Raw genomic sequence first — 20,351 nt, forward strand, 5'->3', positions numbered from 1 at the left:
CATATCACGAGGCCGCACGGCTGATCTTTCCTTCCTGTGTCTGTCCACTCTGGATGGTTGTGGGCTCCCTGCGCTCAACCGGTAGTGCAAGTGGTTTATTTTTTGGACGACTATTGGCCATCATTTTGCCTTTTTTGCGGAACAGCGCCTTGATGCTGAGCAGCAGACTCCACAGGCTGCGTAGCGGCCGGTCTTCCTCGTAATTGTTCCATTGCAGCCAGGCATCGGCCCGCCCGAACACGAAGCGGACAATATCGCGTTCCGTATCAAGGTCATTATTGTCCCATGTAAACACGGCCTTGCCGCCCTTGCAGCGCAGCATGGTGGCGGGGATATCGATCTCCTCGCCATCAAGCACGGCATGGAGGCGTGTCTTGATCGGCCCCGTGGTTATGTCGGGCCAGGGCATGTGGACGGCGACACCACCCATGGAAACATCCTGGGTCATGCCCGGCGTCGCGTTATGGTAGGTATTGGGCTGCCCCTCGGCCGGTGCTTCATAGACCGTGACCGGGATATGCGCCTCGATACGATGGCTGTAACGGACCTGTTTCGTCTCACGCCCCACGGCAATGGCCGCAAGGACGATGATGAGACTGATCATCGCCCATATGCAGTTGAGTATGTAAGCACGCATGGCAATGCCATCGAGCTGGCTGTAATGCACGATCAGTTCGAACAGACCGATCAGCAGCCCCAACGTCATGATGCCGGCAAAAATGATGTTGGGGTAGGTCGCGCCAAGGTCGAATTCTTCCTCCTCCAGCACGCCACCCTTTTCCGTCACGTTGAACTTGCCCTTGGAGGGGAACATCAGGGTGATGATGGTCACGCGCACCAGGAACAGCGCCATGGTGGTTTCGTACACTTCACTCCAGAACGAATAGCGCCAGCCCTTGTTCACCTTGGCGGCGGTTGCGATGGAGTGGAACATGTGCGGAAGGGCGTAGGCCGCCACGGCCGTCACCGAGGCGGCGATGATGTTCTGGCCGAAGAACAGGAACGCCAGCGGCGAGGCAAGGAAGATGACGCGCGGAATGGCGAAGAAGAACGACGTCATGGCCGAGAGGTAGCACAGCCGCTGCCCCATCTTCAGGCCGCGCCCGAGCATCGGGTTATCCACGCGGAAGATCTGGATCATGCCGCGCGCCCAGCGCATGCGCTGGCCGATATGGGTAGTCAGGCGCTCGGTGGCCAGGCCACTGGCAACGGGAATGCGCAGGTAGGCGGTGGACCAGCCACGGCGCTGCATGCGCAGGGCGGTATGGGCATCTTCCGTCACGGTTTCAACCGCGAAGCCGCCAATCGATTCAATGGCTTCACGCCGCAGGATGGCGCACGAACCGCAGAAGAAGGTGGCATCCCAGAAGTCGTTGCCATCCTGAATGACGCCGTAGAACAGGTTGCCTTCCGGCGGGGTGCGATACCCCACGGCCAGGTTACGCTGGAACGGATCGGGGGAATAGAAGTGATGCGGCGTCTGCATCAGGGCAATCTTGCGGTCAGCGACCATCCACCCCATGGCGATCTGCAGGAACGCGCGTGTCGGAATATGGTCACAATCCAGGATGAGAATGTAATCGCTGGAAGTTTGCTTAATGGCGTGGTTGAGGTTACCGGCCTTGGCGTGAGCACTCTCTACGCGCCCGATGTAGAGACAGCCGCACTCCTCAGCGAACTGCTTGAATTCATCACGCACGCCGTCATCAAGAATATAGACATTCACTTTATCGGGCGGCCAGTCGATGCCCAGAGCGCCCAGCACGGTCAGGCGCACGATGCTCAGCTGTTCATCATAGGTCGGGATGAAGATATCGACGGTCGGCCAGTCATCAACATTGTCAGGCAGGGGCAGCGGGGCACGATGGAGCGGCTGGATGGTCTGGAAATAGCTGAGAAACAGCATGTACAGGGCATACAGCTCGGCCATGAGCAGGGTTACGCCCAAGCCCCCCTGAATCCAGGTGTCGAAGTCCAGCGTCCCGGTCAGGCGCCATGTCAGGTAACGCAGCGAGACCAGCGCCGAGAGCACTTCGAGAAAGATTTGGGTGCGCCTGCTCTTGCCACGCCCGACAATAAAAAAGACGAGCACACACACAAGTGCCACAATAAGCTGTTCATTAATGGACAGCGTAACCGTGGTTGCGGCGATAAGTGCACAAAGCCCCAGCGCTCCAACTATGTAGCTGGCCCCACGCAGTGACAGTATCTTGTTGGAAAAGCGGTCTAGCCTACTCTCCGCGGGTACTGGCGACTGAACCTCTGACATCAATAGCTCGTCCGATAATAAATACTGATAAAACAGGTAGTTATATATTCAAAAGAAAACCGTCAGACGCATTCGGTCCGTCATGTCGCCTTTCGGCCCGCAGCGGGCGCGGGGCGGGGGAAAACCTTCCCCCTTCTTTCCTTTGGCAGGCCGGGAGCAGGTGACCCCCGGCGCGGTTTCAGGATTCGCCGTTCGCGTCTTCACGCTTGCGCGACAGGGCGTCGCGCAGGCTGGGCTTGGGCACCAACCGGTCCGTGGCCCGACCACCAAGGGTCATGAACACTTCGGTCAGGGTAGGAGAATTGTCAGTCGGCGCAGGGCGGCCAGCCTGACTGCCATTCGGGGAAATCTTGTCAACTTTGGTCATTGTGGTCACCTTGGAAACAGGTTTTGAAACAGACCGGGACACCGGCGCCGACTGGAACAGCCTTGCCGCGGGCGCCCGCTCGCTGGCTGCACCAAAAAAGAAGCCTGGCCCCGTCAAACGCTGCCCGCGCTGCTGCTGGGCCTTGGGCACGGGGGCCCAGTCCTCCGCTGCGACGGGGGGCGTGGCCGGAGCCATGCCGGAAACCGGGGCAGGACGGGGCGCCATGAAGGAAGACACCGCAGGTTTGGGGGACACTGGCGATAGTGCGGGCGGCTCGTGGCTAACGGGCTGCGGCGCAGCCTGCGCAACGGGAGCCGCGGCGGGCTGTGGCGCAGGCGTGTAGCTCGGAACTGCTACGGTTTCGGCGTGGGTGGCCACATATGTCTCGGGTTCGGCTGCGGGCGTATCATCATGCGTGACATCAGCCTCGGGCGCGGCCTGTTCAGGCTCCGGCTGCGCTGCATAGGCATCATGCGCAGCGGGCGTATATGTCGTTTCCGCGTAGTCATGCGTCTGCTGCGCAACCTCGGCGGATGCGGCCTCAGGCGCGGAGTGTATGGAATAGGTCTCGTCATAGGACGAAACCGGATGCTGGGAGGCTTCTTCAGCCGCATGCCCTGTCGCCGTAGCCTGCGCTGCGCCGGACTCGTCATGCCTGACCTCAGGCTTGGGTGGACGCTTCTGCTTGAAAGGGCGGTAATGAAAACCTGCGCTGCTGATACCGTAGCCATCCGTCAGCATACGATCGACATCCTGCTGGCTGTCGATATTCACCTGCGTTCCCGCTTCCTTTTCAGGTGTGCTCACATTCCATCTCCCTGGTTTCGGGCGATATAGGCCAGCATCGTCAACGCGGCCGAATAATAATCGGGCGCATGATCGAGCGTGGGCAGTTCACCCGCCGAGGCCAGGCCCGAGCATGATGCCACGGCCAGATAGCCCGGCGGTGCATTATAGGGCGAACGCGCGCCAGTGTTCAGATCAACCCAGCCCGGCAGGGCGGATGCGCCATAATGGTTCCAGAACCGGCTGAAATCCGCCTGCAGCTCCGGAGTCAGCATATGCGCCCAGGCAAGGTAGAGCGGCACGCGAATCGCATCATACGAGAAACGCGGCGGCCAGCCCTTGGCGATGGAGAAGGCATTGGTGTGCAGGTTGATCGACAGCCAGTCCGGCGGCAGCTTCCACTCACCGAATCGCCCCTTGGCGATGATGAGCAGCCCGTCGCCCATCACCTTTGTCCACTGCGCGTCACCTGTCAGCTGGAATGCCTGCATGAGCGAGGGCATGACGTAATAGGACAGGTTGAGGGTGACCGTATCCTTGGTCATGAACCCGACTGCGCCCGGCAGCAGCACCGTATAGGGGCCGACAGTCTTGGTCATGAGTTTCAGCACATCTCTGTAGATGGCCATGGCGTCCTGGATATAGTCGGCACGCTTCCAGCGCTTGCCGGCCCAGGCCAGGCCAAGGGCGATCAGCAGGTCGCCATCCGTTGCGTTGTTCTTGTCGGCCACGGGTGGGTTGTGCCCGTCAAGGTAACGCCAGGAGAACAGGGCGTCGTCCTTGTGCTGCAGGTTGGTGTGCGCCCAGGCCCAGATCGCCTCGAACGCCGCCCGGTCACCCGCCGCGGCGGAGAAGAGCATGCCGTAGCCCTGCCCCTCGCTGTGGGATTCACCGCTGTTGCCCGTATCGACGATGCGCCCGTCAGGATGGAAATACTTGTTGCGGAAAATGGCCCACTGCTGGGCGATCTGCGGGTTCATGCCGATGGCGTCATCGGCCTGGGCGCCAGAAATCATGGGAAAGCTGCCAGCCACAGCCATGACGGACAGAAAGGAGCGACGCCCCATTCCCGATACATGTTTTTGCAGCTTCATAAAATCCAACAGCATCTACCACCACACCCTCAAGAAGTCTAAACCCATGCAACCGCCTGGCGAAACGCTTGCCACGCCCTCGATACCCTGCCGTGCCATGACGCCTTAATCGGAAACTCCTCCATCCTGCAAGTCGAAGGTGACCATTCCGGGACAGACTTTATTACTGAAAAGGACCATAACGTCTCTCCCCCCGGCGGCGAAACCGCCACCAGCGCCACAACTGGTTACAGGCAGAGAGAAGTTGCATTTTTGTCACGCGGGGGCAGATGCCCCTCCTACAAAAACCGTTGATAATTCCTAGAGAAATTAAAGAAGAGAAATATGGCAAATGATCGCCGTTCACTATGGTGCCATCTTTCGTAAAATTAAAAGACGGAAAATATTTTAAATTTCAGACCCGCTTGATCTGAATCAATGCTTTTTGGAGGATGGGTGGCGGCAGTATATAAGATGCCTTTATTATATATTAATATAAAAAAAGTTGCCTTGCCATAGCCCGTCAGCATTTCACGCAAAGATATTTGCAAAAATGCAGTACATACGAAAAACCCGCCTTGCGGCGGGTTTTCATTCAATCAGTCTTTTATCCAGCCATGGCAGGCTGGCGTCCCGTAGGGGATTCGAACCCCTGTTGCCGCCGTGAGAGGGCAGTGTCCTAGGCCTCTAGACGAACGGGACAAAAGGCCGGTAGCCGCGTTCTAGGCGATGTCGCGGCGGCATGCAAGCAAAGAATCACGCCGCCACGCATTTCTGTTTACGGCTGCCCCAGCACAAGCCGCGCCGTGATGCGGCGCGTGGCCGGGTCCCACACGATAATGCGCTCGGCCACGCCGCCGCCCGTCAGCGCCACCGCCAGCAATCCGTCCGCCCGTGCCGTGACCGAACGCACGGTCGTGCCGGGCGGCTCGTCAACCACAAGCGCCGGCTGTGCCGCCATGTCCGGCGCAGGCGCCATGGGCGCCGCCACGGCCAGCGCGGGCTTTGCCGGGGGGGCCGGATGCATCATGCGATGCACCAGCACGCCCACCAGTGCCAGCGACCCGAGGAACAGCAGAACCCCCATGCCGATCACTGCGGCGAGCAGCGCGCGCGATCCCTGTTTTTCCATTCCGTGCTTTCCGTTCCCGAATACCGTTTTTTCCGATAGACACATGCCATGAACGACACTGCCCCCCCTGCCCCGATCATCGCCACTGCCGATGATGCAGGCCAGCGCACCGACCGCTTTCTTGCCAACGCGGTCGAAAGCCTTTCGCGCTCGCGCGTCAAGTCCCTCATGGAAAGCGGGCACCTGCTGCGCAATGGCGAACCGCTGCGCGACCCGGCCGAACCCGTGCGGGCAGGCATGTGTTATGAAATTCACCCCCCCCCCGCAATCCCCGCAACGCCACAGGGGCAGGACATTGCACTCACCATACTATATGAGGACCGCGACCTGATCGTGCTCGACAAGCCCGCCGGCATGGTGGTGCACCCCGCACCGGGCAACGAGGATGGCACGCTGGTCAATGCCCTGCTCGCCCATTGCGGCGAGAGCCTGACCGGCATTGGCGGCGAGAGGCGCCCCGGAATCGTGCACCGGCTGGACAAGGACACATCGGGCCTCATGGTTGCCGCCAAGACCGAGATGGCACACCAGGCCCTGTCCCTCGCCTTTGCCGAGCGGCGGATCGACCGCGCTTACGAGGCCCTGTGCTGGGGCATCCCCACACCGGGCAGCGGGTCGTTTGATGGTGCGATCGGGCGCGACAAACGCGACCGCAAGCGCATGGCGGTGGTGACCGGCACCAGCGGCAAGCACGCGCTCACCCATTACCGGGTGCTGAACACCTTCCACGGCGGCCTTGCGCATGTGCAGTGCAAGCTCGCCACCGGGCGCACGCACCAGATCCGGGTGCATTTTGCCCATGCCGGGCATGCGCTGGTGGGCGACCCGGTCTATCTGCGCCGCATTCCCGCTGCCGCCCGCGCCCTGCCGCCCGCGCCAAAAACCGCGGCGCTGGACTTTGGCCGCCAGGCGCTGCATGCGCGCAGGCTGGGCTTCATCCACCCGCGCAGTGGCGAGGAGATGCTGTTTGAAAGCGCGCCGCCGGAAGACTTCCGCCAGCTACTGGCCGATATTGCCTGATTAACAGGCATATTCATTGACAGGAGCACGAACAATGCCTATGTTCGGTGATTGTTCGCCGGGGCCGACGCCCCCAGGCTAACTGGACGTCCTGCATGGAACTGCCCAGGATGGGGGTTGCATGCGGGGACGTGAGAAGTCCAGTCGTGCGTCTAGCAGAGTGATGATGCAACCCGCCCGGTCACAATGACGTTGAGCCGGATTACAGCTGCATCCACCCCTCTGGTACAGGAGTCCGTTGCAATGGCCTCTTCTGCTCTTATTTCCGGTCCCGAAAATAACCTCTCCAAATACCTTCGGGATATCCGCAAATTCCCCATGCTCTCCCCCGAGGAGGAGCTCCGCCTTTCCCATCGCTGGAAGGACAAGGGCGACACCGAAGCCGCCCACAAGCTTGTCACCTCCCATCTGCGCCTCGTGGCCAAGATCGCCATGGGCTATCGTGGCTATGGCCTGCCGGTGGGCGAGCTGATCAGCGAAGGCAATATCGGGATGATGCAGGCCGTGCGCCGCTTCGACCCCGATCGGGGCTTCCGCCTGGCCACATATGCCATGTGGTGGATCCGTGCCGCGATACAGGAATACATCCTGCATAGCTGGTCACTGGTGAAGATCGGCACAACCGCCGCCCAGAAAAAACTTTTCTTCAACCTGCGTCGCCTCAAGGGCCAGATGCAGGCCATTGACGATGGCGACCTCCAGCCCGAGCAGGTCAACAAGATTGCCCAGTCCCTCGGCGTGCCCGAGCAGGACGTGGTGAACATGAACCGCCGCCTCGCCGCCCCCGACCACAGCTTGAACGCGCCCCTGCGCATGGATGGCGAGGGCGAGTGGCAGGACTGGCTGGTGGATGACAACGACAACCAGGAACAGACCCTGGCCGAGAGCGAGGAATATTCCGGCCGCCAGGCGCTTCTGACCAATGCCATGAAGTCGCTCAACGAGCGCGAGCGCCACATCCTGACCGAGCGCAGGCTCAAGGATGAACCCGCCACGCTGGAGGAACTCTCGCACGTCTACAACATCTCGCGCGAGCGGGTGCGCCAGATCGAGGTCCGCGCCTTTGAAAAGGTGCAGGCCGCGATGAAGGCCGAAGTCGCCTCCCGTCGCGCCCGGCATGCCGAAGAGGCGGAAGCCTGAAATAAAGGCGGCACTCTTTAAAGCTTTTTGAAAAAAGCTTGACCAGGAACTTTAAAAAAAAGCCCCGCAAGCCAATGGCTGCGGGGCTTTTTCTTTGAGATACCATCAGTTTTTAAACAACAAGACGTTTTTGGCGAAGCTTTTCCCAAAATCTTCAAGGAAATGCCGCCTTTCCAGAAAAAAGGCGGCCTCCAGAAACGTCCATCCGGCCCCGATCAGTCCTCGAACGGGTCACGCATCAGGATGGTGTCATCACGCTCGGGGCTGGTGGAGAGCAGGGTCACCGGCGCCTCCACCAGTTCCTCGATGCGGCGGACATACTTGATGGCCTGCGCGGGCAGTTCGGCCCAGGAGCGCGCGCCCTTCGTGCTGTCCTTCCAGCCTTCCATCGTCTCGAACACGGGGCGGATGCGCTGCTGCGCACCAGGCGCCGAGGGAAAGTGCTTCGTGATCTTGCCGTCGAGTTCGTAGCCCACGCAGATGCTGATCTCGTCCAGCCCGTCCAGCACGTCCAGCTTGGTCAGGGCCAGGCCGTTCACGCCACCCACGCGCACCGCGCGGCGCACCAGCACGGCATCAAACCAGCCACAGCGGCGGGGGCGACCCGTCACGGTGCCGAATTCATGCCCGCGCTCGCCCAGCGTGCGGCCCATCTCATCATGCAGTTCGCTGGGGAAAGGCCCCTCGCCCACACGGGTGGTGTAGGCCTTGGCAATGCCCAGCACGAATCCGATGCTCGTCGGCCCCACGCCCGCACCCGTGCCCGCATTGGCGGCAACGGTGTTCGATGAGGTCACATACGGGTAGGTGCCGTGGTCCACATCGAGCATAACCGCCTGCGCGCCTTCAAACAGGATGCGCGATCCGCTGCGGCGGCTGTCATCGAGCAGATCCCACACCGGCGCCATGAAGGGCAGCACGCGCGGGGCCACGGTGTTGAGGAAATCGAGCAGTTCCTGCTTGGTGAAGGTCTCGGCACCCAGCCCCTTGAGCAGGGTGTTGTGGTGCAGCAGCAGCTCGTCGAGCTTCCAGTCCAGCGTTTCGGGCTCGGCCAGGTCACACAGGCGGATGGCGCGGCGGGCGACCTTGTCCTCATAGGCGGGACCGATGCCGCGCCCGGTCGTGCCGATCTTGCGCTCGCCGCGCGCGGCCTCGCGCGCACGGTCAAGCGCGCCATGCACGGGCAGGATCAGGGGGGCGTTTTCCGCAATCTTCAGCGTCTCTGGCGTAACCTTCAGGCCCTGGGCGGTCACGCGGTCGATTTCCTTGAGCAGCGCCTCGGGGTCAACCACCACGCCATTGCCGATCACGCCCATCTTGCCGCGCACCAGGCCCGAGGGCAGCAGGGAGAGCTTGTAGGTCTGCTCGCCCACAACCAGCGTATGGCCCGCATTGTGGCCACCCTGAAAGCGCACGACCACATCGGCGCGGCTGGCCAGCCAGTCCACGATCTTTCCCTTGCCCTCGTCACCCCACTGGGTGCCGATCACGGTGACGTTGGACATTTCATGCTCCTTGATATGCTGCCCGGCGGCCACTATGCGGCCAGCCGGAAAAACGGGGTCGGTTCAGAAAAAAGAAATCAGTCGAAACTTCAGGCGTCATTCACCGTCACGGGCACAAGCTGGCCATCCACCACCACCAGCGTGCAGGCCAGCAGGGCCGCCTGCGCCAGCGGGTCTTCATCCGGCCCGAGGGCGCTGACCGTGGCATAGCCCGCCGCCCGCAGGGCGGCCGCCTTTTCCGCCGGCGTGCCCCACGGCACGAAGATGCGCGTGCGGCTGGGCAGGGGCGGTGCCGCGCGCAGGATGATGTCGGGCCGCAGGGTGATGCCGCAGGCCGGTTCATCATTATTGGACAGGTAGCGCCCGCCACGGCCCAGCTCCTCGCGCTGGCCCGCGGCATAAATGCTCACGCACACGCCGGTATGATACTGCCAGCCCCGGAACTCCACCGGGTCCACCGTCAGGCGGATGCCGGGCACGCGGGCCTCGATGGCCGCAACGGTGGCCGCCAGCCGCTCGCTCAAGGCGCGCACGGCAGGCGGCAGGTCAACCGCCGCAAGCTCCGCCAGCGCGCCCTGCGCCGGGCCCGCCGCGTGCAGGAGGCGGATCAGCACATCCGCCAGGTCGCCGCCATGCCGCGCCACGGCGGCCGCATCCTTGCGGTCAAGCGCGCGCATGAGCATGCCACGCACGGTGCTCTCGAACCCGCCTGCATCAAGCAGGGCGGTGGTGAGTGCTGGCATGGTCAGGTCAAAGGAGACGCCGCGCACCTGCAGGGTAGCCAGGCACTCGGCGGCAAGGGCCACGATTTCCGCATCCGCGTGCGGGCCGTCGGGGCCGATCAGCTCCACGCCCGCCTGCGAGATCTGCCGATCCCCCTCGCCCCGGTTGCTGGCCATGAGAATGCACGGCCCCGCATAGGACAGGCGCAGCGGGCGCGGCACGTCAGGCAGGCGCGTTGCGGCAATGCGGGCGATCTGGGGTGTCATGTCGGGCCGCAGGGCCATCATGCGCCGCGTATCGGGGTCCATCAGGCGGAAGGTCTGCGCCGCCACCGCCGCGCCTGCGCCCGATAGCAGGGTGGTCTCGAATTCCAGCAGCGGCGGGGTCACGCGGTCATAACCATGGGCCGCGAACACGCGCATCAGGGTCTCGACGCCCACAGCCTCGGCCTCGGCTTCGGGGGGGAGCCGGTCCACGAACCCTGCGGGCAGAAGGGCTGGGTTGAACGGCGGGTCATCAGTCATGGCAGGGCCTATCGTGCTGCATCATGGCCCAGCGCACGTGGCTCAGGGCATGATGGATCGGACATGGAAGGAGAATGGGAGAGATCAGGCGTGTTCGCGCCGCACCTGCTCATAAGCCCAGTCAAGCCACGGCAGCACGGCCACGAGGTCCGCCGTCTCGACCGTGGCGCCACCCCACAGCCGCAGGCCCGGCGGGGCATCGCGGTAGCTGCCCACATCCATGGCAACGCCTTCGCTGCCCAGCAGGGAGACAATCTTCTTGGCCACCGCCGTCTGGGCCGCATGATCGCGTGCTGCAAACCAGGGGGCGACAATACGCAGGCAGATGGCCGTGCTTGAGCGGTGCGCCGGGTTGGGGGCAAGGAACTGCGCCCAGTCGGATTTCGCCTCCCATGCCGCAATCGCGGCCAGATTGGCTTCGCTGCGCGCGATCAGCCCTTTCAGCCCGCCAATGCCCTCAGCCCATTTCAGGCCATCGAGCGCATCTTCCACGCACAGCATGGAGGGCGTGTTGATGGTGTCGCCCCTGAAGATGCCGTCTATCAGGCCCTTGGCGTTGGTCAGGCGGAATATCTTGGGCAGCGCACGGGGGGCTGGCGTGGAGACCAGCCGCTCCACCGCGCGCGGGGAAAGGGCCAGCATGCCGTGTGCCGCCTCACCGCCGAGCACCTTCTGCCACGACCATGTCACCACATCGAGCTTCTCCCACGGCAGGTCCATGGCGAAGGCGGCGGATGTGGCATCACAGATCACCAGCCCGTCACGCGTGGCGGGAATGGCGGCATCATAGGGCAGGCGCGCGCCCGATGTGGTGCCGTTCCAGGTCAGAACCACGTCGCGCGACCAGTCCACCTGGGCCAGGTCCGGGATCTCGCCATACTCGGCCTTGAGCACGCGGGCCTCGGGCAGCCTGAGCTGGGCGATGATGTCATTGGCCCATGTGGCGGAGAAGCTCTCGAACGCCAGCACGTCCACCGGGCGCGTGCCGAGGATGGACCACAGCACCATCTCGACCGCGCCGGTATCGGATGCGGGCACGATGCCCAGCACCCAGTCCTCCGGCATGCCCAGCATGGCCCTGGAGCGGGTAATGACCTCGTTGAGCCGGGCGCGCCCCTCGGCCGAGCGGTGCGAGCGCCCCACCAGCGCACCCGACAGGGCATCGAGCGACCAGCCCGGGCGCTTGGCACACGGACCGGAGGAAAAACGCGGATTGGCAGGCCGCACGGACGGCTTTGCAGTAAGGGCTTCAGGCAAGGGAGATAACGTCCTGTTCGCGACACGGGCATTGGCACGGCAACACCGCCAACCGGTGCGCCAGACTGGTGCGAGAGGGGGGATTCGAACCCCCATGCCTTGCGGCGGTCGATTTTGAGTCGACTACGTCTACCGTTCCGTCACTCTCGCATACAGGCACCCCGCCCGGAGCGGGACGGATGATACCACGGCAATCAGTCCATGGACGTCTTGCGGACCCGCTATATCACACCGGCGGCGGCGGCTCCAGTCCCAGCATCAACGCCAGATTCTGGATCGCGGCCCCCGAGGCCCCCTTGCCCAGATTGTCCAGCCGCGCGGTCAGCACGGCGTGGCCCAGCTCTTCATTGCCATGCACGCGCAGCTCCATCCGGTCGGTGCCCGCCAGCGTATCGGCCACCAGCTTGGTGCAGGGCTCGGCCACCGTAATGCGGTCGGAGCCTGCGTAATGCGCGGCCAGCACCCCGTGCAGGTCGGCCAGGCCGACAGTGCCGGGCAGCAGGTCGAGATGCAGCGGCACGGACACGATCATGCCCTGCGGAAAATGCCCGACCGAAGGCACGAACAAAGGCAGCTGCGCAAGGCCCGCATACAGCTTCATTTCCGGTATGTGCTTGTGGCCAAGCCCCAGCCCGTACAGCTCGAAGGCGGGGCCGCCATCGCGTTCATGCGCCTCGATCATGCTGCGGCCACCGCCGCTGTAGCCGCTGACGGCATTGACCGTGACGGGATAGTCATCAGGCACCAGCCCGGCCTTGACCAGCGGGCGCAGCAGACCCACCAGCCCGGTGGGGTAGCAGCCGGGGTTGGACACGCGCGCCGCCTTGCGGATGCGCTCCGGCTGGGCCGCATCCATTTCGGGGAAACCGTAAACCCAGGCCGGGTCGGTGCGGAACGCGGTGCTGGCGTCGAGAATGCGGGGGGCCTCCGCGCCCATGACATCGGCCATGGCCACGGCTTCCTTCGCGGCAGCATCGGGCAGGCACAGCACCACCACATCGGCGGCGGCCATCATCTCGCGCCTTGCATCGGCGTCCTTGCGGCGGGCGGGGTCGATGGAGCGCAGCGTGACTGGCAGGTGCCGCAGCCGCTCGCGGATGCCCAGCCCCGTGGTGCCTGCCTCGCCATCGATAAAGACCGTTGCCTGTCCGTCGCTGCTCATGTGCCATCCATCCTGATAAGAACTTCCCGCCCTGCGGTGCGCGATCTATACAAAACCTGCGCCCGACCGCAACACAAACAGGCAGGAACCACCCCATGCAAGACGCCACAGCCCCCCTCCAACGCCTGCTGGGCATCATGGCCCGCCTGCGTGACCCCGAGAGTGGCTGCCCGTGGGACAGGGCGCAGGATTTTGCCTCAATCGCGCCCTACAGCATTGAAGAAGCCTATGAAGTGGCCGACACCATTGCGCGCGAGGACTGGGAGGGCCTGCCCGATGAACTGGGCGACCTGCTGCTCCAGGTCGTCTATCACGCGCAGATGGCCGATGAGAAAGGCCTGTTCGACTTCGCCACCGTGGCCACCCTGATCGGCGACAAGATGGTCCGCCGCCACCCCCATGTCTTTGGCGAGGCCGAAGCCGCACCCGGCCAGTGGGAAAGCGGCAAGGCGCTCGAACGCCTCGCCCGCAACCGGCGCGGCACGCTCGATGACGTGCCCGTGGGCCTGCCGGCCCTCATGCGCGCGCGCAAGCTCTCGGCCCGCGCCGCCCGCGTGGGGTTTGACTGGGATACGGTGGGCGAGGTCGCCGCCAAGGTGGATGAGGAACTCGATGAACTGAAGGTCGAGCTTGAAAGCGGTGACCGCGACAAGATCTTCGATGAACTCGGCGACGTGCTGTTCACGCTCGCAACCCTGGCCCGCAAGCTCGACATGGACCCCGAGGCCTGCCTGCGCCAGGCCAATGCCAAGTTCACCCGCCGCTTTACCGCCGTCGAGCACGATCTGGCTGACCGGGGGCTGGCACTGGCCGATGTGGATGTAAAAACCATGGAGGAAGGCTGGCAGGCGGTGAAACGCCGCGAGCGTGCAGCAACAAAAAAGACTTAAAAATCAAAAGTTTTTGGTGAAGCTTTTTTCAAAAAGCTTCGAAAGAACGCCGCCTTTTTGAAAAAAGGCGGCATCCAAAAACTTTTATCTTTTATGCCGCCGTCAGCAGCAGGGCATGCAGCGCCTGCCAGCTTGCCCGGTCAGGCGCATAAAGCAGCCCGCCGCTGCGATCCGTCACGCGGTAGGGCGTGCCATCAAAATGGGCGCTGTAGCCGCCTGCTTCCTGATGGATCAGCCAGCCCGCCAGATGGTCCCACGGCAGGGTGCGGTTGAACAGCAGGAAATGGCAGCGCCCATCGACCAGCATCAGGTATTCATGCGCCGCACAGCGGAAATCCCACGATCCCGCCACCTTGGGCAGGTTATGGGTCACGACATCCCGCACCGGGGCAGGCAGGTAGCGCCATGAGGCATTGCCCGCCATTTCGCGCGCGGGCACGGCGGGGGCGACCTGCAGGCGGCGCTCGCCCCCCTTGCCATCATCGAGCCATGCGCCGTGGCCGCGCGCAGCCACGGCCGCGACATTGCAGATAGGGTCCACAATCGCCCCGCCCACCACTTCGCCACCCGATACGGCAGAGACCATCACGCCAAACAGCGGCACACCCGCCGCGTAATTGGCGGTGCCATCAATCGGGTCGATCACAAAGGCCAGTTCAGCCGTGGCCAGGCCATCGAGCAGGTCGGGGCTGGCGGCCACTGCCTCCTCACCCACCACGAGGGCTTTGGGCCATGCAGCCTGCAGGGCTGCGGTCAGGTCGCGCTCGGTGGCTTCATCCGCCACGGTCACGATATCCATCGGCCCGCTCTTGCTGCGAATATCGGCACGGTCGAGGCAACGGAAGGACGGCATGACATGGCGCCGGGCCGCTTCACGCATCATCGCCACCACATTGCGCATATCCGCCAGTGTGATCCGTTGCGTCATTGCTGCCTCCGCCCCTGTCCGTTGTTCAACCCGTCATTCCTGCGCTGCCGGGCGCCATTTTTCCACCCCGCGCACCGTCATGGCCAGACTGCGCAAACAGCCTGCATGGGAGGCCTGCCTGGAAAGAATCCTGCAACCACAAGGCCGTTCCTGATAAAGCTTTTCTCACGAAGCTTCAGAAAATGCCGCCTTTTTGAAAAGAAGGCGGCACCCGGAACTCTTATTGACCGCGCAGGCCCTAATCGACCAGGCAGGTCACGACGCGACCGAACTGCATCTCGAAACGCGCGCGGTTGGCGGGGGAAAGGCGCACGGTCATTTCGGCCCCGTCCTCCCCATCACTGCGCTTGGTCACCTCGCCATGCTCATGCAGCCAGGCCATGGCCGCCCCCTCGGCCAGGGGGATACGGTACCGCGCCACTTCCATCGCGCGGGTCATGCGCTCGTCAATCGCGGCAAGCAGGTCGGGCAGGCCATCGCCTGTAATGGCGGAAATGACCACATTGCCCGGTCGCGCGCCCACGGCCTCGCGCCCGCCCACGAGGTCGGCCTTGTTCAGCACCTCGATCACGCGGCCCTGCCAGTCGGCCTCGATCGTGCCGTTGCGCGCCATGCCCTCGAGCACCTCGATCACGTCATTGCGCTGCGATGCGCTATCGGGGTGCGAGACATCGCGCACATGCAGGATGATGTCGGCCTCGGCCACCTCTTCAAGCGTGGCGCGGAAGGCGGCGATGAGTTCGGTGGGCAGGTCGCTGATGAAGCCCACCGTATCCGACAGGATCACCCGCCGCCCCGATGGCAGCTGGATGCCGCGCATGGTGGGGTCGAGGGTCGCGAAAAGCTGGTCCTGCGCATACACGCTGGCCCCGGTCAGGGCATTGAACAGGGTGGACTTGCCCGCATTGGTGTAGCCCACCAGCGCCACGATGGGGAACGGCACCCGCCTGCGCGCCTGCCGGTGCAGGCCGCGCGTGCGGCGCACCTGCTCGAGCTCGCGCTTGAGGCGCACGATCCGGTCGCCGATCATGCGGCGGTCGGCCTCGATCTGCGTCTCGCCAGGGCCGCCGAGGAAGCCGAAGCCACCGCGCTGGCGCTCAAGGTGGGTCCAGGTACGCACCAGGCGGCTGCGCTGGTATTCCAGATGGGCGAGTTCGACCTGCAGCGTGCCTTCACGCGTGGCCGCGCGCTCGCCAAAGATATCAAGGATCAGGGCGGTGCGGTCGATCACCTTGCAGCCCAGCGCGCGCTCAAGGTTGCGCTGCTGCACGGGGGTCAGGCGGGAATCGATGATGACAACGGTGATGTTGTCGGCCTTGACCGTCTCCTTGAGCGAATCGACCTGGCCCCCGCCAAGCAGGGTGGCGGGCCTGCGGGCACGCAGCAGCAGCACCGCCTGGCACACCACCACCAGCCCGATGGAGGCGGCAAGGCCTACCGCTTCCTCCAGCCGGGCTTCGGCCGCGCGGGCATCATCGTGCCGGTCGGGCCGCTCCCATGGCAGGATGACAGCGGCGCGCGTGGCGGATGAAGGCGCCGCCACCGTCACGACGGGCTGCCATCCGTGGCTGCCGGTTCTTCCGTGTCCTCAGCCGGGGGATCGAACAGGCTGACGGGGGTGGCGGGCATGACGGTGCTGATCGCGTGCTTGTAGACAAGCTGCGTATGCCCGTCGCGCCGCAGCAGGACGGAGAAATTGTCAAACCAGGTGATGATGCCCTGAAGCTTGACGCCATTGACGAGGAAAATGGTGACCGGCGTTTTCGACCGGCGGACGTGGTTGAGAAACACGTCCTGTACATTCTGTGAAGGTTCTTTTGCCACGGCAGGGCCTTACTTGTTGTTTGTTGGGCGAAAATCAACACGGCACAGTCACGTGTCATGCTACGGCGTTGCCACCATCCGTATCACGGTTCGTTGTCTAGCAGGCATGCGTCAGGTGGGCAAAAGCTCATCCTGCGTTGCGGTCCTCCGATGTTACGCCAAGCTGCTTGAGCTTGCGGTGCAGCGCGCTGCGCTCCATGCCCACAAAGCCTGCGGTACGGCTGATGTTCCCGCCAAAACGCAAAAGCTGCGCCTGAAGGTACTGGGTCTCGAACAGGTCACGCGCCTCGCGCAGCGGCAGGCTCATCACATCCTCGTCAGAATCGAACTTGAGCAGCGCGGGCGCCCCGTCCCCCACCGAGGAAGGCAGCATGTCGGCCCGGATGGGGTCGGTGCTGTTGCCCGGCATCATGATGAGCAGGCGCTCCATCAGGTTGCGCAGCTCGCGCACGTTGCCCGGCCATTCGTAGCTCTGAAGGGCCGCGATGGCATCGCCTGAAAGCTCGCGCAGCGGCAGGCCCGCGTTTTCAGCCGCACGGTCAAGGAACATGCGGGCAAGCTCGGGAATGTCCTCGCGCCGCTCGCGCAGGCTGGGAATGCGCAGCGGCACGACGGCGAGGCGGTAGTACAGATCCTCGCGGAAGCGCCCGAGCCCGATCTCGGCCTGCAGGTCGCGATTGGTGGTGGCAAGCACGCGCACATCCACCTTGACCCGCCGCGAGCCGCCCAGCCGCTCGAAGGTCTGGTCCTGCAGCGCGCGCACGATCTTGCCCTGCGTCTCCAGCGGCATGTCGGACACTTCATCAAGCAGCAGCGTGCCGCCATGGGCGCGCTCGAGCACGCCGGTGCGCCGCCCCGTGCCATCGTCGCTGCCTTCGATGCCGAACAGTTCTTCCTCAAACCGGCCGGGGGCGAGCGTGGCGCAGTTCAGCGCAATGAACGGACCCTCCGCGCGCCGGGAGCTGGCATGGATCATCCTTGCCGCCACTTCCTTGCCGGTGCCCGCCGCCCCCGAGATCAGCACGCGCGAGCCCGTCGGTGCCACACGGTCGATCTGGTTGCGCACGGCGGCAATGGCGGCGCTGCGCCCCTCGAGCACGGTGCCCGAGCCCGCGCGCAGGCGCAGCTCGGCATTCTCGCGCGCAAGGCGCGAGGCCTCGAGCGCGCGGCGCACCACCACGAGCAGCCGGTCGGCCTGGAAGGGCTTTTCAATAAAGTCGTACGCGCCATGCTGCAGGGCGGCAACGGCGGTCTCGATGGTGCCGTGCCCCGAGATCATGATGACCGGGACGGACGGCTCCTCCTTGTGCAGCACATTGAGGATGCCCAGCCCATCGAGCCGTGAACCCTGCAGCCAGACATCAAGCACCACCAGCGCGGGCCGGCGCTCCCTGAAGGCGGCGATGGCGGAATCGGAATCGCCCGCCAGCCGCGTTTCGTATCCTTCATCGGCCAGAATGCCTTCGATAAGGAGCCGTATATCCGGCTCATCATCGACGATCAGGATTTCATGCCCCATGGTCGTCCTTTATCGGCAAAATCAACGTCGACACAGCTCCCCTGCCCCCGGCATTGTCCTCAAGCCCGATGCTGCCGCCATGATCTTCAAGAATCTTCTTGACGATCGCAAGGCCCAGGCCGGTTCCCTTGGGCTTGTGCGTCACATAGGGCTCGGTCAGCCGGGCGCGATCCTCGACCGGCAGCCCGATCCCGTCATCCTCGACGCGCAGGCGAACATGCGCGCCGTCATTTTCCAATGTAATACGGATGTGGCCAATGACGCCATCCCCGCCCGGCACCGCATCGGGCACGCGCATGGCGATGGCGTCGGCCGCGTTCTGCAACAGGTTGGTCAGCGCCTGGCCCACCAGCCTGCGATCGCAGCGCACGATCGGCCCCCGGTCGGGCAGGTCGACATCATAGACCAGCTCGGGGTGGGCGTTGCGTTGCAGGATCAGCGCCTCGCGCACGATGCGCGAGAGGTCCTCGTTGCGCATCACCGGCTGGGGCATGCGGGCGAAGGCGGAAAATTCATCCACCATGCGCCCGATATCGCCCACATGGCGGATAATGGTGTCCACGCATTGCACGAACGTATCGGGGTCGGATGAAATCTCGCGCAGGAAGCGGCGCTTGAGCCGCTCGGCGGCAAGCTGGATGGGGGTGAGCGGGTTCTTGATCTCATGGGCGATGCGGCGCGCCACGTCCGCCCAGGCCGCCTTGCGCTGCGCCACCTGCAGGGCTGTTATGTCATCAAACGTAACCACATAGCCCTCGGCCGAGACACCGGCCACGCTGCCCTGCATTTCCGCACCGATTCGCACCAGCAGCGTGCAGGCCCGGCCACCTGCCAGCACCTGCACCTCGCCCGTCAGTTCGCGCGCGCCATCATGCGCGATGCGGTCGAGCATGTCGGCCAGTTCGGGCACCACCTCGATCAGCGGATGGCCCACGCACTCGGCCATGTCGCGGTGCAGCAGCACGCTGGCCGCCCGGTTGGGCAGCTCGATCATGCGCTGCGAATCCAGGCCGATCACGCCTGCCGAAACACCTGACAGCACGGCCTCGGTAAAGCGGCGGCGTTCATTGATCTGGTTGTTGGCCTGGATCAGCTCGGCGCGCTGGGTGGCAAGCTGCGTGGTCATGCGGTTGAAGGCGCGTGACAGGCTGGCCACCTCGTCATCGCGGTCGCCCTCGGGCACGTTGCTGTCGAGATCGCCCTTGCTCACCCGCTCGGACGCCAGGATGAGCAGGCCGAGCGGGCGCACGATCTGGTTGGCCAGCATCAGCCCGATCAGGATGGCGGCACCCAGCACCAGCACCGCCACGAGCGCGAAGATGAGCACGAAGGTGAACTGGATCTTGCCGCGATTGCCATTGAGGCGCTGGTAGTCGGCCACCACCTGCTCGGTGCGGTGCATGTGCTCGAGGATGTCGGGGTCGACGGGGCGGGCGATCATGAGCATGAGCGGCGGCGTATCGCCCAGCGTCACCACCGCGCGGACGGTCTTTTCATCCGCCGAATCCAGGATTGCGATCTCGTTGGTGCGGGCCATGAGGGTGGCGGCGGGCGGCGGCAGGTCCTTCATGTTGGCCGTGCGCCCCATCAGCCCGCCCGAGGCCACGACCGTGTTGGTGAACGGATCGTACACCACCGCCACGTCCAGCCCGCGCAGGGTGGCCTGCGAATCCAGCACCTGCGAGAGCGCGTCAGGGTTGTGCAGCAGGTCATCGCCCGAGCCGGCCAGCGCGTTCTGGGCGCTGACCAGGTAGTTGGCCAGCGAGAAGGCCTCCGTGCGGATATTGGCGTTATGCTCCTGCAGGTAGCCGCGCGAGGTTTCAAGCGCCTCGTTCAGCGCGGTGTTCACCCGGTCGCTGAACCAGATCTGGATGCCGTAATGGAAGAACACGGCGGCAAACGTGCCCACCACGATGGTGGGCGCCACCGCCACGATGCCGAACAGCGTGACCAGCCGCACATGCAGCCGCGCGCCCGCCAGCCCGTTGCGCCGCTCGGCCAGCACGCGGCCCACCTTTTCGGTCAGGGAGGTGGCCAGCAGCAGCAGCACCAGAAAGTTGAGGATGAACACCAGCGCCTGTATCTGCGGGTGATGGGCCAGCGAATTGCCGCCCGACAGCACCACGAAGGTCGCCACCCCCAGCACGAGGGCGAGCAGCACCAGCACCAGCGCCACGTTGCGGCGCACGAGCATGTCGAGCATGCGCCGCGCCAGGCGGTAGGCAACGCCGG

17 protein-coding genes and 2 tRNA genes are annotated in these 20,351 nt (G+C 64.2%); 3 read left to right on the forward strand and 16 right to left on the reverse strand.

Going from position 1 to position 20,351, the window contains the following annotated elements:
- Positions 1-4: 4 nt before the first annotated feature.
- The 6 genes from bcsA to OQZ28_RS05930 form a co-directional block, all read right to left on the reverse strand.
- The gene (gene bcsA, locus OQZ28_RS05905; protein WP_458135468.1) at positions 5-2,269 is read right to left on the reverse strand and encodes a UDP-forming cellulose synthase catalytic subunit; all 2,265 of its coding nucleotides are present in this window, start codon (positions 2,267-2,269) and stop codon (positions 5-7) included.
- A gap of 178 nt (positions 2,270-2,447) precedes the next feature.
- Positions 2,448-3,443, reverse strand: a complete 996-nt coding sequence (locus OQZ28_RS05910; RefSeq protein ID WP_458135469.1) for an endoglucanase — start codon at positions 3,441-3,443, stop codon at positions 2,448-2,450.
- The gene (locus OQZ28_RS05915) at positions 3,440-4,438 is read right to left on the reverse strand and encodes a glycosyl hydrolase family 8 (protein WP_242621678.1); all 999 of its coding nucleotides are present in this window, start codon (positions 4,436-4,438) and stop codon (positions 3,440-3,442) included. Before OQZ28_RS05915 ends, OQZ28_RS05910 begins: the two co-directional genes overlap by 4 nt.
- A gap of 446 nt (positions 4,439-4,884) precedes the next feature.
- Complete coding sequence (locus tag OQZ28_RS05920; RefSeq protein ID WP_130730142.1) at positions 4,885-5,094, reverse strand: hypothetical protein; 210 nt, start codon at positions 5,092-5,094, stop codon at positions 4,885-4,887.
- Positions 5,095-5,121: 27 nt separating this feature from the next.
- Positions 5,122-5,197: transfer RNA gene (locus OQZ28_RS05925), tRNA-Glu, on the reverse strand.
- Between the two features lie 76 nt (positions 5,198-5,273).
- A complete protein-coding gene (locus OQZ28_RS05930; RefSeq protein WP_130730143.1) occupies positions 5,274-5,627 on the reverse strand; it encodes a hypothetical protein in 354 nt (117 codons plus the stop codon).
- Positions 5,628-5,675: 48 nt separating this feature from the next.
- On the opposite strand from OQZ28_RS05930, the gene OQZ28_RS05935 reads away from it, so the two are divergent.
- Together OQZ28_RS05935 and rpoH are read left to right on the forward strand one after the other, a co-directional pair.
- On the forward strand, positions 5,676-6,647 hold the full coding sequence (locus OQZ28_RS05935; protein ID WP_458135470.1) for an RluA family pseudouridine synthase: 972 nt from the start codon (positions 5,676-5,678) through the stop codon (positions 6,645-6,647).
- A 243-nt stretch (positions 6,648-6,890) separates the two neighbouring features.
- The gene (gene rpoH / locus OQZ28_RS05940; protein WP_458135471.1) at positions 6,891-7,787 is read left to right on the forward strand and encodes an RNA polymerase sigma factor RpoH; all 897 of its coding nucleotides are present in this window, start codon (positions 6,891-6,893) and stop codon (positions 7,785-7,787) included.
- 215 nt (positions 7,788-8,002) lie between these two features.
- Here the strand turns inward: rpoH and OQZ28_RS05945 are convergent, their stop codons facing one another.
- From OQZ28_RS05945 to argC, 5 genes are all read right to left on the reverse strand, one after another.
- Positions 8,003-9,292, reverse strand: coding sequence for an adenylosuccinate synthase (locus tag OQZ28_RS05945; protein WP_130730146.1), 1,290 nt, complete (start codon positions 9,290-9,292; stop codon positions 8,003-8,005).
- An 89-nt stretch (positions 9,293-9,381) separates the two neighbouring features.
- A complete protein-coding gene (locus tag OQZ28_RS05950; protein ID WP_458135472.1) occupies positions 9,382-10,539 on the reverse strand; it encodes an ATP phosphoribosyltransferase regulatory subunit in 1,158 nt (385 codons plus the stop codon).
- A gap of 84 nt (positions 10,540-10,623) precedes the next feature.
- Positions 10,624-11,796, reverse strand: coding sequence for a phosphoserine transaminase (locus OQZ28_RS05955; RefSeq protein WP_458135473.1), 1,173 nt, complete (start codon positions 11,794-11,796; stop codon positions 10,624-10,626).
- A gap of 66 nt (positions 11,797-11,862) precedes the next feature.
- Positions 11,863-11,946, reverse strand: a tRNA-Leu gene (locus OQZ28_RS05960).
- Positions 11,947-12,022: 76 nt separating this feature from the next.
- Positions 12,023-12,958, reverse strand: coding sequence for an N-acetyl-gamma-glutamyl-phosphate reductase (gene argC / locus OQZ28_RS05965; protein WP_458135474.1), 936 nt, complete (start codon positions 12,956-12,958; stop codon positions 12,023-12,025).
- A gap of 95 nt (positions 12,959-13,053) precedes the next feature.
- Between argC and mazG the strand changes: the two genes are divergently transcribed.
- A complete protein-coding gene (mazG, locus tag OQZ28_RS05970; protein ID WP_130730150.1) occupies positions 13,054-13,848 on the forward strand; it encodes a nucleoside triphosphate pyrophosphohydrolase in 795 nt (264 codons plus the stop codon).
- Positions 13,849-13,939: 91 nt separating this feature from the next.
- On the opposite strand, the gene OQZ28_RS05975 is transcribed toward mazG, so the two are convergent.
- From OQZ28_RS05975 to OQZ28_RS05995, 5 genes are all read right to left on the reverse strand, one after another.
- Complete coding sequence (locus OQZ28_RS05975; RefSeq protein ID WP_458135475.1) at positions 13,940-14,776, reverse strand: inositol monophosphatase family protein; 837 nt, start codon at positions 14,774-14,776, stop codon at positions 13,940-13,942.
- Between the two features lie 238 nt (positions 14,777-15,014).
- Positions 15,015-16,325, reverse strand: a complete 1,311-nt coding sequence (hflX, locus tag OQZ28_RS05980; RefSeq protein ID WP_458135476.1) for a GTPase HflX — start codon at positions 16,323-16,325, stop codon at positions 15,015-15,017.
- On the reverse strand, positions 16,322-16,600 hold the full coding sequence (gene hfq / locus OQZ28_RS05985) for an RNA chaperone Hfq (RefSeq protein WP_078526480.1): 279 nt from the start codon (positions 16,598-16,600) through the stop codon (positions 16,322-16,324). Before hfq ends, hflX begins: the two co-directional genes overlap by 4 nt.
- A 127-nt stretch (positions 16,601-16,727) precedes the next feature.
- A complete protein-coding gene (gene ntrX / locus OQZ28_RS05990) occupies positions 16,728-18,119 on the reverse strand; it encodes a nitrogen assimilation response regulator NtrX (protein ID WP_110566806.1) in 1,392 nt (463 codons plus the stop codon).
- Positions 18,109-20,322 carry a sensor histidine kinase NtrY-like gene (locus tag OQZ28_RS05995; RefSeq protein ID WP_242621690.1) on the reverse strand — a complete coding sequence of 738 codons (2,214 nt, stop codon included), beginning with the start codon at positions 20,320-20,322 and terminating at the stop codon, positions 18,109-18,111. The genes ntrX and OQZ28_RS05995 overlap by 11 nt, the downstream gene beginning before the upstream one ends.
- Positions 20,323-20,351: the final 29 nt, after the last annotated feature.

The sequence above is a fragment of the Komagataeibacter sp. NFXK3 genome, from assembly GCF_054182245.1.

Coding starts and splice junctions, on each gene's coding strand:
- bcsA (WP_458135468.1), bottom strand. CDS start 2,269: ATGTCAGAGGTTCAGTCGCCAGTACCCGCGGAGAGTAGGCTAGACCGC.
- OQZ28_RS05915 (WP_242621678.1), bottom strand. CDS start 4,438: ATGATTTCTGGCGCCCAGGCCGATGACGCCATCGGCATGAACCCGCAG.
- OQZ28_RS05930 (WP_130730143.1), bottom strand. CDS start 5,627: ATGGAAAAACAGGGATCGCGCGCGCTGCTCGCCGCAGTGATCGGCATG.
- OQZ28_RS05935 (WP_458135470.1), top strand. CDS start 5,676: ATGAACGACACTGCCCCCCCTGCCCCGATCATCGCCACTGCCGATGAT.
- rpoH (WP_458135471.1), top strand. CDS start 6,891: ATGGCCTCTTCTGCTCTTATTTCCGGTCCCGAAAATAACCTCTCCAAA.
- OQZ28_RS05945 (WP_130730146.1), bottom strand. CDS start 9,292: ATGTCCAACGTCACCGTGATCGGCACCCAGTGGGGTGACGAGGGCAAG.
- OQZ28_RS05950 (WP_458135472.1), bottom strand. CDS start 10,539: ATGACTGATGACCCGCCGTTCAACCCAGCCCTTCTGCCCGCAGGGTTC.
- argC (WP_458135474.1), bottom strand. CDS start 12,958: ATGAGCAGCGACGGACAGGCAACGGTCTTTATCGATGGCGAGGCAGGC.
- mazG (WP_130730150.1), top strand. CDS start 13,054: ATGCAAGACGCCACAGCCCCCCTCCAACGCCTGCTGGGCATCATGGCC.
- OQZ28_RS05975 (WP_458135475.1), bottom strand. CDS start 14,776: ATGACGCAACGGATCACACTGGCGGATATGCGCAATGTGGTGGCGATG.
- ntrX (WP_110566806.1), bottom strand. CDS start 18,119: ATGGGGCATGAAATCCTGATCGTCGATGATGAGCCGGATATACGGCTC.
- OQZ28_RS05995 (WP_242621690.1), bottom strand. CDS start 20,322: ATGCTCGACATGCTCGTGCGCCGCAACGTGGCGCTGGTGCTGGTGCTG.